General features: G+C 46.8%; 7 protein-coding genes and 1 CRISPR repeat array (1 of these 8 running past the window's edge). All 7 genes read left to right on the top strand.

All coding sequences use genetic code 11. The features are described 5' to 3' along the window. The first annotated feature begins 166 nt into the window (after positions 1–166). The 7 genes from QUB10_RS09945 (at position 167) to QUB10_RS09915 (ending at position 7,390) form a co-directional block, all read left to right on the top strand. On the top strand, positions 167–940 hold the full coding sequence (locus tag QUB10_RS09945) for a PP2C family serine/threonine-protein phosphatase (RefSeq protein WP_333201676.1): 774 nt from the start codon (positions 167–169) through the stop codon (positions 938–940). Positions 941–1,109: 169 nt separating this feature from the next. After that, a complete protein-coding gene (locus QUB10_RS09940) occupies positions 1,110–1,781 on the top strand; it encodes a hypothetical protein (protein WP_333201674.1) in 672 nt (223 codons plus the stop codon). Between the two features lie 151 nt (positions 1,782–1,932). Then, positions 1,933–2,625 carry a hypothetical protein gene (locus QUB10_RS09935; protein WP_333201672.1) on the top strand — a complete coding sequence of 231 codons (693 nt, stop codon included), beginning with the start codon at positions 1,933–1,935 and terminating at the stop codon, positions 2,623–2,625. A gap of 352 nt (positions 2,626–2,977) precedes the next feature. Then, a complete protein-coding gene (locus QUB10_RS09930; RefSeq protein WP_333201670.1) occupies positions 2,978–3,982 on the top strand; it encodes a ribonuclease III domain-containing protein in 1,005 nt (334 codons plus the stop codon). A 33-nt stretch (positions 3,983–4,015) separates the two neighbouring features. After that, positions 4,016–4,732 (top strand): Uma2 family endonuclease, encoded by a 717-nt coding sequence (locus tag QUB10_RS09925; protein WP_333201668.1) that lies wholly within the window; start codon positions 4,016–4,018, stop codon positions 4,730–4,732. Between the two features lie 371 nt (positions 4,733–5,103). Then, positions 5,104–7,221, top strand: coding sequence for a DNA-binding protein (locus QUB10_RS09920; protein WP_333201666.1), 2,118 nt, complete (start codon positions 5,104–5,106; stop codon positions 7,219–7,221). A gap of 7 nt (positions 7,222–7,228) precedes the next feature. Beyond that, positions 7,229–7,390, top strand: coding sequence for a hypothetical protein (locus tag QUB10_RS09915; protein ID WP_333201665.1), 162 nt, complete (start codon positions 7,229–7,231; stop codon positions 7,388–7,390). A 109-nt stretch (positions 7,391–7,499) separates the two neighbouring features. Further along, positions 7,500–12,824: a CRISPR direct-repeat array (repeat unit 37 nt; unit sequence GCCGCAATTAACCAAACTCCCTATCAGGGATTGAAAC) (it continues 3,664 nt past the right edge of the window).

Here is a 12,824-nt window from a genome sequence, read left to right as displayed (position 1 = left end):
TTGGTCATTAGTCATTAGTAAGAGTGCCGTGTCCCTACGGCACTGCCGTGTCCCTACAAGGGCTAGTACCTACGAACCCATAAAAGTGCTGTAATTAGGGATAAATCAACCCGTCCAGACTTTGCATAGTTGTGAATTTACGAAGTTTTGAGTTAAAGAGTTATTAATGCACAATTCATCCTTTAATTGGCAAGTTGTAGCGGCATCGGTGATAGGTACGAGCCACGAAAAAAGATCGCAGCCTTGTCAAGATGCCCACTGCTGGCGTCTCTTGCCAAACGGTGTTTTAGCGGCAGCGGTTGCCGATGGTGCGGGCTCCGCAGCACTCGCAGAAGTTGGGGCAAAAATTGCTGTGGAAGCGGTTGTTGAAACGATTTGCCAGCAACAGGAAAGGCTGCCTCAAAATGACGACGAATGGCAGGTATTCTTGACAGCATCACTGCAAGTGGCGCGGGCCCAGGTGGAAGCAGAAGCGGCTGTGCGGGAAGTGCCTGCGAGAGATTTAGCCTGCACTTTAATTGCGGTTGTTGCTACGCCGGAATTAATCGCAGTTGCTCAAATCGGCGACGGTGCGGCGGTAGCAGGTGACAGTGCAGGAAATGCGATCGCCCTGACTGTACCTCCCTGCGGCGAATACATCAACGAAACTATCTTTTTGATTTCGCCGAATGCGATAGAAACAGCGCAATTTCAGGTACTCCGGGAAAAACTGCGGCACTTGGCGGTGTTTTCCGACGGCTTGCAAATGCTAGCTCTCAAAATCCCAGAAGGCACGCCACACGGGCCATTTTTTGCCCCTTTGTTTCGGTTTTCTGGCGAGTGGAAAGAAGAAGAAGATGCCAAACAGCAGTTAGAGTCATTTTTGCGATCGCCCCGTGTTTCCGAACGCACCGATGATGACTTAACATTATTGTTAGCAACTTTTTCGAGTAATGTCTAGTCTGTTCAACTTGAGATATTGCACCATTCTCAAGAACAGGCTTTCCGGCCTGTTCCACAAAAGATAAATTTTCTTGTGGAACAGGCCGGAAAGCCTGTTCAGAAAAGGCTGATTGAGAATGGTGCAAGATGTGATCTCAACTCCACTTACAAAAAGGGGATAAAAAATTATGACAAGTTCACGAATTAGTGCCACAAACTTGTTGCGAGAAACATTTGATACTATGGGGTCTCTATACGCTCCCCTGTTGACAATCAATTTTCCCAATTTGATATTGTCCGCTATCAATAGTTTGGACAATCTGGGTTCAGCCGGTGTTGCTTTCAATATTATCTACTGGTTCGTGGCAGTTCCTTTATTGTCGGGAGCCATGATTTTCTACACTTACCGAAGTTTGACTCGAAATCAAGTAACTGTGGGTCAATCTTTCAATCAAGCAAACAGAAGATTGCTGCCCCTTATTTTGGTTTATATTATGTCTTCGGGGCTGGCGTTGGCCGGCTTCATTGCACTAATAATTCCCGGTCTTTATGTATCATATCGCTTAATCTTTTCCTTGTACGCTACCGTCATTGATAACTCTTCGGCGCTGGACAGTCTTAGCAGCAGTTGGGAATTAACTAAAGGGCGCTGGTGGTTGGTATTTCGAGCGAGTTTTCTGATCATTTTTGTGGTTTCCGTGCCAATAGTGTTGATGATCCTATTAATCAGTTCGACCGCAAATTTGCTAGCATCTAAGCTTGCAGGTAATCTACTCGGATTTTTAGCCGGGCCGTTGATGAATGTTTATTTGGTTTTATTGTACCAGCGCCTGCGGGAATCGGCAGCAACTATTAAATAGACATCTCCTAAAAATCAAATCAAGGGCTGTCAGGATACCTACCCCATAACAATTGTTGGAAATGTCTAATGAGCGGTGAAAATTTGGCGCAGTTCTATAATAAAATCGAGGTGTCAACAATTCTGCTTTAGTTTGTACAGTAGGTCGTCATTTGCAAGCACAAGAGATTAAGGATAAGCTCAACTCCCTAATTAGCGACGCAGATCTAATAGATCCGAGTTTAGCGAGAAGATTGGATGAAATCAATCGCTGGGTGAAAGATGTTAAACCCGGTTCGCTAACGGCTAAGAAATTTGTGATGGCTTTTTTGCTGCAGCTTATCCGAGATTCTCAAGTTTGGCTGGCAGTTCAATCTCTACCTTCGGAAAGAGAACAGCAAGCCGCTTTTGAGTTAATGACTCCGGGGGAAAGGTATTGGTACAGCTATCTGTTTCCTAAATGGCTGAGCGAAAACGATCGCAAATTTTACATCTGGAAACAAAAACTCAAGGCCGGCAAATTCGATCCGGCTGACGATCTCGTCATTCGTGCGATCGCAGCCCGAATAGTCGATCGCCAAGGCACTGTTTTGTATCGATATGTTGCAGATCTTTCTATGGCAACCGATTCGATCGTTAGCAATCGCCAACAGCAGCCCCTCTGCATTCAAGTCACTACTCTTTCGGATGAATTCTCTGAACAAAAATATCATAATTGGCAACAAACTCTTCAAGATTGGGGGATTGACAGAGGATTATTTTTAAGTTATGATAAAAACGATGCAAATTTCCTGAATCAGTTAGTTAACATTGCATTATATAATAGTGATAATTTGCCCGCAGGTCGTTACCTCAAGTTCCCGTAAATCAAGCATATCTGCTGCTGAGAATAGTTCGACTGCTCCAAACTCGGTGAAAAAAAAATTTGACTAACTCACATATTGCACAATTTTCGACAATGCCAAAAAGCTAACCCCCAGCCTGCTTCTGGAAAAGGGAAAACAGACCAAGATTTTTCCTCCCCTTTTCTGTTTCCGGGAGGGGTTTGCCAGACGGTGGCAACAGGTGCTTGATACGAAGGCTAATTAACGGGAAGATTTACCGCAGCAATCCATAAGAGTGAAATAACTAGCAACTCGGCCTAAATTGAATTGAGATTTAATTTAATTGCGGTGGAATTGTTGGAAATAAAATCAAATTACATCAAAATCAAATACTATGACAGTACAAGGTACACAGACCGTTGAAAATAACTTGCAGAAAGTCTGGGAAGAACTGGAAGCAGCCAGAAAAATGCAGGATGAATGGATGAATTACGGGGTAGATTTTGTAGATTTGTATGTGGAAGATGCGGGCGGTGATTGGTTGGAAAAGTGGGGAAAATGTGAAGAAGAATTAGAGCGAATTAAACATAATGTAGATATTGAAGCAGTCAAAGCAGCGATCGACATTCCCAGCTTTCAGCAGACAAAACTGCTGGAAATTGCCTTAAATTGCCGTTATTCTACCAGCTATTACTCCGATCGCCCGGAGGAGTCTCCCGCTTGGCAAGAGGTTAAGTACAAACGGCTGTCACTCCTAGGGGGAGCGATTTTCGGTGCTGTTGTTAGCGATTACCTCTACCGCGAATATCCAGAACTCGATCCAGATGCTATCTCAACCTTAAAAGCTCGTTTAGCAGATCCGAAAAAACTTGGGGATTTTGCACAAAATTTGAAATTAAACGAAGTTAATGGGCGCGTCGGTAATGGAAAAGAAACAGACAAAAGCGAGTACACTAGAGTTTTTTCGGAGACTTTTGAAGCTTTGTTTGGGGCGATTTACTTGGAGTTGGATCGCGATTTTTGCCGTGGGGGAAACTGGCTGATTCAGCATTTGATTGAACCAAATGTTAGCCAGCATGGGGATCTAACTGGGCGGCGACAAGTTGCGCTAGAAAACGAGGTGAAACGGCGGGAAATCCTGGGTGCGGATATTCTAGATGCGATCGCGATCGACTATTTGTACAACCGCTTTCCCGAACGCAACGCCAGCCAGCTAACTCGCTGGAAAAATATGTTAGTGGCTAAAGAGATTTTCCCCAAAGACTTTAAGGCAAAACTAGGCAGTCATTACCTGGAATTGGAGAGCAATTTCTCGCGTACCCGCGACTGGTTGGTGGATAACTTTATCCAAACCGCAGTTGACGAACTGGAAGAGGAAACAGGCGATCGACTAAAATAAAATCAACTTGTCAAAAAAATTGGGGAAACAGCAATGGTTACACAACTGCAATCTCCCGAAAAATCACATATCATCTACCCCGACGATAACGGCGAACCGATGTCAAACAATACGGATCAGTTTCGATTAATTGTTTGGATTAAAGAAAACTTAGAATTGCTGTTTGCCGATGATCCAAATGTTTTTGTAGCAGGTGACTTGCTTTGGTATCCGGTGGAAGGCAATAACAAACTGTCTCAAGCACCAGATGTAATGGCAGTTTTTGGCATCCCCAAAGGATATCGAGGTTCCTATCAACAGTGGTATGAAAATGATATTGCGCCACAAGTCGCATTTGAAATTTGGTCGCGGGGAAATCGTCTGACTCCGATGATGCAAAAATTTCAATTTTACGAACGCTATGGTGTGGAAGAATATTATTTGTACGATCCAGAAAAATTGGAACTGATAGGATGGTTGCGGGCTGAGGGAAAATTAGAACAGATCGAACAAATGGACGGTTGGGTAAGTCCGAGAATGGGAGTGCGGTTTCAATTATCAGAAACTGGACTCGAAATGTTCGGGCCCTCTGGAGAACCGTTTAGGAGTTTTGTGGAACTTGATCGACTGATCCAGCAAGCCGAGGCGCGGGCCGAACAAGAACGGCTGCGGGCCGAACAGGCAGAAATGCTGCTGGAACAAGAACGATCGCGATCCCAAGCTTTGGAAGCAAGACTCCGAGAAATGGGCATCGATCCCAATCAATTGTAAGCACAACTGCAAAATTGAACTATTGTGGAACAGGCCCTCGTAGCCTGTTGCTGAATTTTCCAGGGCGGGCTCTCCTGCCCAATCCCTACTCCCCACAATAAAATTGAACTATTGTGGAACAGGCCCTCGTAGCCTGTTGCTGAGTTTTCCAGGGCGGGATCTCCTGCCCAACCCACAATAAAATAGAATTATCGTGGAACAGTCCCTCGTACCCTGTTGCTGAATTTTCCAGGGCGGGCTCTCCTGCCCAACCCCTACTCCCCACAATAAAATAGAATTACGGATTTATCAGTGGGGTAGCTTTCTTTAATCTAAAATCCAAAATCTCAAATCTAAAATCGATTGATGCCCCCATACCCTAAGCGAATTCTATGCAGTTGCAGCGCCAATTTAGCGGACAACTGATTGCGATCGACACCAAAAACGCGATCGCCAGTGGGGGTGAAGGTCGCATCTACCCGATCGCCCAAGACTCGTCCCTTGTAGCAAAAATCTACCACAAACCGACAGACGAAGACGGCGACAAACTCACAGTCATGTTCAGTATGCCGCCGGATGCGCCGATCGCCGAACCGGGACACGCTTCTATTGCTTGGCCGATCGATTTGCTGCATACTGTCGGCGGGCGAGAAAAAATCGTCGGTTTTGTGATGCCGCGCGTCAAAAAAGTGATGCCGGTACACACTTTCTATACTCCCAAAACCAGGCGCGAACAAAAACCGCTATTTAGCTATCTTTACCTCCACCGTACCGCCAGAAATCTCGCCTCGGCTGTAAACGCCCTCCACGTCAGGGGTTACGTCATCGGCGACGTAAACGAGTCGAACATTCTCGTGACGGATACGGCGTTGGTAACGCTGGTAGACACGGATTCGTTTCAAGTGCGCGATCCTTATACAGGTTACGTTTATCGGTGTCCCGTGGGGAAACCGGAGTTTACGCCGCCGGAGTTGCAGGGCCAGACTTTCCGCGATATCGATCGATCCCCAGAGCACGATTTGTTCGGTTTAGCGGTATTAATTTTTCAATTGCTGATGGAAGGTACGCATCCGTTTTCGGGAGTTTATCTCGGTAGCGATGAACCACCGTCTTTGGAAGCGAGAATTCGATCGGGCCATTTCCCCACAGGTACGAAGCGAATTCCCTACCGCCCGATGCCCGCTGCGCCTCCTTTCGAGATGCTGCATCCGCGGCTGCGGCAGATGTTTATCCGCTGTTTTGAGGAAGGGCACGGCAATCCTGCGGCGCGCCCGGATGCGAAAACTTGGGTGAATGCGATTCGGGAAGCGGAAGATGCTTTGGTAACTTGCAGCAAAAATAGTCAGCATAAATACGGAAATCATCTCAGTCGGTGCCCTTGGTGCGATCGGGCAAAACTCCTCAAAGGGCGCGATCCGTTTCCTTCGCGCCAAGCAGTCAGCCACGGATTGCACTTGCAGCCCGCGAAAATCAAGCGTAAAAAGCCCCAACCCCCGCCTGTCGTACCCCAGCCCGCAGTGCGTCGGCAACAGCCCTCCACGGGGCTGCCACGCCCCCTCGGTCAGTACGCAGTGCCGTTGCTACCGATGCCGATGTCTTCTCGGAGTCGGACTCCTGCGCCTCAGCTTCCCGTGGGCAAGTTTGAGCGCATTTTTCAGGATGCTGCTTGGGGTGGTGTTTGGGGTAGTTTGTGTTTGGCGGCGATCGGGGGGATTTATTCGGCAATAGCTGAGGGCGGCGGTGCTATTTTGGGGGCGATTTTTGTTGGTTCGATTTGGGGCTGTTTTTTTGGGGTGATGTGGGGAGTTTTTACTTTGCCGCCGAATCAGATTTGGCGGAAGTGGGGCGGAGTTTTGGTGGGGGCGGCTTGGGGGGCTTTTTTGTTGGCGGCGATCGGCGGTGCGGTGTTTGGGGCGATTAATAACAATGTGGCGATCGGGGAGAGGATTTTGGCTGGGGCGGGGGTTGGTGCAGTCTGGGGCTGTGTTTGGGCGAGTTTTCGGCCTCCTCTGGCGCTGCCGGCGGGGAGGGTGTGGGGCCGGCGGGGAGGGTCTTTGGGGGCTGTCTGGGGCTCGTTTGTGGGGACTCTGGCTGGTGTTTTTTTGGGGGTTGGGCTGGTGGTTTGGCAGCAATACGGTGTCCAGATGCGGCCGCTGAATGAGTTTGCGGGTTTGCTGCTGGGTGTGGCGATCGTGGCGGCTGGTGTCGGTTCTGTTGGGGGTGTGGTTTCTGGGGGTTTGTTGGGTTTTTGCGGGTTTGCGCCGAAGCTGCCGATTTCGTTTCAGCCTTCGGGGGTGAGGGGTGGGGCTTTGGGGGCGATTTGGGGCAGTTTTTTGGGGACTTTTGCGGGTGCTGTGTTGGGTGCGGGGGTGTCTGCGATGTTTCCGGCTGTTAGCGCTGGGGTGCCGGTGGAGTTGGGGCCTGTGGCGGGGGCGATCGTGGGGGCTGGTTTGGGGGCGATTTGGGGGGTGGTTTCGGGTACTGTTTGGGGGGCTTTGGGCAAGTGGTGATCGGTTGATGTCTGTTTTTGGGTGGAAAATCCGTGAATGGGTAGGTGTAAAAATCGAGGTGTTAAATTTTGAGGCTAGAATGTACGTGCTGCAAGAGTTTGAGGCTCTCTGTCTGAGAATACGATTCACGGAAAGTCTGAAAGTATTACAGGATAAGGCTTTGGAGTGAATATGAAATTTTGGGTATTGACAAGTCGAAGGCCGAAATGGTACTTTTGTTTTAGATTCACGGAACTGCACCTTGAAAACCAAATACAGCAATGCTTCTGGAACGGGCGGCCGCAATTAACCAAACTCCCTATCAGGGATTGAAACTTTCCAAGTGCGCCGAGTTACGGACTTTTGGGGGAGATGCCGCAATTAACCAAACTCCCTATCAGGGATTGAAACTCTCAATTCCTCAGACCAAACCGCCAAACCCTCAGCGCCGCAATTAACCAAACTCCCTATCAGGGATTGAAACGATCAGGATGAGGCTACTGGTCAAGGTGGGTGTGCCGCAATTAACCAAACTCCCTATCAGGGATTGAAACTTAATTATTCTATATCTATTATGTATTGAAAAATTGTGCCGCAATTAACCAAACTCCCTATCAGGGATTGAAACCCGGAATTTTTCATTAGCTTAAATATGTCCGACCTGCCGCAATTAACCAAACTCCCTATCAGGGATTGAAACGACGGTTGATGGTGCGATAACCTTACCATCTCTCAAGCCGCAATTAACCAAACTCCCTATCAGGGATTGAAACTTAGATATATTCGGAAGACCTTGGATGCCTGAACACACTCTGCCGCAATTAACCAAACTCCCTATCAGGGATTGAAACAACATAACCCTTGATAAGTAACCCTTATCACTGCCGCAATTAACCAAACTCCCTATCAGGGATTGAAACCGATCCAGAGTTGCGGCGCAAAAGGTTAGAATTTACCGCCGCAATTAACCAAACTCCCTATCAGGGATTGAAACATTCAGTTTCCGCACAATTTACCGTGAGTACAAGCCGCAATTAACCAAACTCCCTATCAGGGATTGAAACTTTCTACTTCATCAAGTACATCTCGCATCGAATGACGCCGCAATTAACCAAACTCCCTATCAGGGATTGAAACTAAAGTTGTTTATTCAATCCGTCGCAACCCCGGTGCCGCAATTAACCAAACTCCCTATCAGGGATTGAAACCTGCAAGCAAGAAAGAGTAACAATGTCGAGCTATCGCCGCAATTAACCAAACTCCCTATCAGGGATTGAAACCATTTCCTAACAGTAACCCTACCTATTTACTAACAGGCCGCAATTAACCAAACTCCCTATCAGGGATTGAAACGATCGTATGAAATCTCTACCACTGCTAATTATTGCCGCAATTAACCAAACTCCCTATCAGGGATTGAAACGCCACAGAAGCATAAGCTTTGCGATTTTCACGATCGGCCGCAATTAACCAAACTCCCTATCAGGGATTGAAACAAACGAAGCACCACCCAAACCACCGAGAGACAGCAGGCCGCAATTAACCAAACTCCCTATCAGGGATTGAAACTACCAATAAAATGCACGGGGCAACCGATTCCGCCACGCCGCAATTAACCAAACTCCCTATCAGGGATTGAAACAAATACAGGACAACTGAGAGCTACCGCGAAAGCTGCCGCAATTAACCAAACTCCCTATCAGGGATTGAAACCAATTTTTTCCAGACAGAAAGGAGCGCAAATTTTGCCGCAATTAACCAAACTCCCTATCAGGGATTGAAACTTGTTGTCAAAGGCATTACCGCACCCCCTTAAATTTAAAAAGCCGCAATTAACCAAACTCCCTATCAGGGATTGAAACATTAATAGGTATTTTCTACCAATAAGAAACCGCTAGGCCGCAATTAACCAAACTCCCTATCAGGGATTGAAACTATTAAAGAAAGCGGTGGTAAAGATGTTCGTTTTGCCGCAATTAACCAAACTCCCTATCAGGGATTGAAACGTTAAGTGCGATCGGATGAACCGCACCCCGCACCATCGCGCCGCAATTAACCAAACTCCCTATCAGGGATTGAAACAAAAATGAAGAGGACGGGCTTGACTTGACCGACCCGGCTGCATAGCCGCAATTAACCAAACTCCCTATCAGGGATTGAAACCTCAGAATTGGCTTCTGCGAACAATTCCGCCTGTTTTCGAGCCGCAATTAACCAAACTCCCTATCAGGGATTGAAACGAAAAATCGAACCTGATGAAGACGGGGGACGCTCGCCGCAATTAACCAAACTCCCTATCAGGGATTGAAACATGTCGGCAGGCTGATAGTAAGCTTTCCAAGATTGCCGCAATTAACCAAACTCCCTATCAGGGATTGAAACTCTCCGTTGTCTGCCGTAAGCCAAATTGTAATTTTCGCCGCAATTAACCAAACTCCCTATCAGGGATTGAAACTTAAGTGCATAGGCTGCGCCTTGAGCTTCTTCGGTCGCCGCAATTAACCAAACTCCCTATCAGGGATTGAAACTAGTTCTTGGATAAATATCAATTTAGCAGATATAAAGCCGCAATTAACCAAACTCCCTATCAGGGATTGAAACTTTGTATACTTCTGAGCCCGTTTCTAAACCGATTAAGGCCGCAATTAACCAAACTCCCTATCAGGGATTGAAACTTCTTGGTCTGAGTGCCAAAGCATTCCTTCTCATTGCGCCGCAATTAACCAAACTCCCTATCAGGGATTGAAACTTGAAATAGAAAAAAGTGCTGAATGGATTGATAAAGCCGCAATTAACCAAACTCCCTATCAGGGATTGAAACTTTGTGAGAGGACTGCTTAAGAACTGCTTTAAGGCCGCAATTAACCAAACTCCCTATCAGGGATTGAAACTAATAACATCGGTTGACAGCCCGGAAAGACGGGCATTTAGCCGCAATTAAGCCGCAATTAACCAAACTCCCTATCAGGGATTGAAACGGCTCCGTAGCATGGAAGTTACCATGCAACGTCAAGCCGCAATTAACCAAACTCCCTATCAGGGATTGAAACGAGCTTCGCGAGTTGCAGTTAATTCAGAATCTAGAGCCGCAATTAACCAAACTCCCTATCAGGGATTGAAACTAGCTAAAATCAGACTAGCGACGAACCGGGGCATTACCGCCGCAATTAACCAAACTCCCTATCAGGGATTGAAACATAGTTAATTACGATACAAACTAAAGTGCTATAGATAGGCCGCAATTAACCAAACTCCCTATCAGGGATTGAAACAATTTTACTAAACCACGTTCAAATTGATTTAAAGCGCCGCAATTAACCAAACTCCCTATCAGGGATTGAAACAAAGTAGTGTTGAGTGTGACGGCAAAACTTTTAGGGCCGCAATTAACCAAACTCCCTATCAGGGATTGAAACTCTACTACTGAAAACCCAGACGCTTTACCGTCAAGCCGCAATTAACCAAACTCCCTATCAGGGATTGAAACATAAGGGGTACTTATCAGACGTGTTATAAGGGGTACGCCGCAATTAACCAAACTCCCTATCAGGGATTGAAACCTTTAACTTTTTTGGAACAAACCTTAAATCAGATAGCCGCAATTAACCAAACTCCCTATCAGGGATTGAAACTTTGCACCGTGCAGCACTAAACCCTGCTTACAGTGCGATAGCGCCGCAATTAACCAAACTCCCTATCAGGGATTGAAACTCAAAGAAGGCCTGCTGTCCGGGAATTCCTACCAATGCCGCAATTAACCAAACTCCCTATCAGGGATTGAAACGATAGCGATACAGCTTCAGCAGCTAACTCTTGGGCGTCTGGCCGCAATTAACCAAACTCCCTATCAGGGATTGAAACATTTGGTGACAGTTGGAGCTGAAAGCCATGCTCCACAGCCGCAATTAACCAAACTCCCTATCAGGGATTGAAACAATTTTCACCGCCTCAAGTGCTGCACGACTCCCAGCCGCAATTAACCAAACTCCCTATCAGGGATTGAAACACATAGAATTAGTCGGAAATAAACCAGCGGCGAACCGGGGCGGCACCGGCCGCAATTAACCAAACTCCCTATCAGGGATTGAAACGCAGCTATTGGCAGTTTCAGCAGCATCGGCGGGGCTGGGCCGCAATTAACCAAACTCCCTATCAGGGATTGAAACTAGATATTTTTCAAGGGTCAAGCGCCGGCTGCTAATGCCGCAATTAACCAAACTCCCTATCAGGGATTGAAACCTGAACTATCCCAATCAGGAGGCATATCAGCATAAAACTGGAAAAAAGCCGCAATTAACCAAACTCCCTATCAGGGATTGAAACCTCTTTCAACGTTTGGAGCCAAATAAATATGACATGCCGCAATTAACCAAACTCCCTATCAGGGATTGAAACTCAATGCTCGATAAAAGGTGCTCCTAGGTATCCCGAAGCCGCAATTAACCAAACTCCCTATCAGGGATTGAAACGATCTAGGTCTATTGCAAACTGACGTAGAGGATATCAAAAGCCGCAATTAACCAAACTCCCTATCAGGGATTGAAACTGTGCCGTCGCCGATCGCGATCGGTGCTGAGGTGGTTGATTCCCCCAAGCCGCAATTAACCAAACTCCCTATCAGGGATTGAAACTTACAAAATAGAGAAAGCATTGATAGTATATGGGCCGCAATTAACCAAACTCCCTATCAGGGATTGAAACCACACAAACCACCATTGCTTGCTCCCATTTCCTTTAAAGCCGCAATTAACCAAACTCCCTATCAGGGATTGAAACTTTCTGCCAGACTCCAGATTGATGCAGGTGCTGGGCCGCAATTAACCAAACTCCCTATCAGGGATTGAAACGCTTCACCCATTGCCGAAGGGATTGGAACGTCAACCGCCGCAATTAACCAAACTCCCTATCAGGGATTGAAACAATACTGCTTCAGCACGTTTACTGATGAACTTTTCATTTCGAGCCGCAATTAACCAAACTCCCTATCAGGGATTGAAACAGGGATAGGCTCTAAAACAATTTTATCAAAATCGCCGCAATTAACCAAACTCCCTATCAGGGATTGAAACGCGAACTGCTACGAACTCCCGACTGAAATCAATTTCGGGCCGCAATTAACCAAACTCCCTATCAGGGATTGAAACCTAATTTCAGATTCAAAACTCACCAACTCAACCGCCGGCCGCAATTAACCAAACTCCCTATCAGGGATTGAAACTTGTGTCTAAATGAACCAAGCTATCAAGGACTGATGCCGCAATTAACCAAACTCCCTATCAGGGATTGAAACCCCGGCTCCAGCCGTCTAGAAATAATTGCCGGATGCCGCAATTAACCAAACTCCCTATCAGGGATTGAAACACAGAGTGAATACAGCAAGCTGCTAGCATCCAGCGCCGCAATTAACCAAACTCCCTATCAGGGATTGAAACACAGAGATCAATTTTTACCTCTTTCTGGTACGCAACGCCGCGCCGCAATTAACCAAACTCCCTATCAGGGATTGAAACTGTGCAATTTCTTAGCTAGACCAGCGTTACCGCGAACTGCCGCAATTAACCAAACTCCCTATCAGGGATTGAAACACCAAAATGCCATTTTGTGATGGATTGATGCAGGGCCGC

The sequence above is a fragment of the Microcoleus sp. B5-D4 genome, assembly GCF_036705145.1.
In the GTDB taxonomy this organism is placed as follows: Bacteria; Cyanobacteriota; Cyanobacteriia; order Cyanobacteriales; family Microcoleaceae; genus Microcoleus.
The sequence above is the reverse complement of the archived record's forward strand: the minus strand, read 5'-3'. Positions and strand labels throughout refer to the sequence as shown.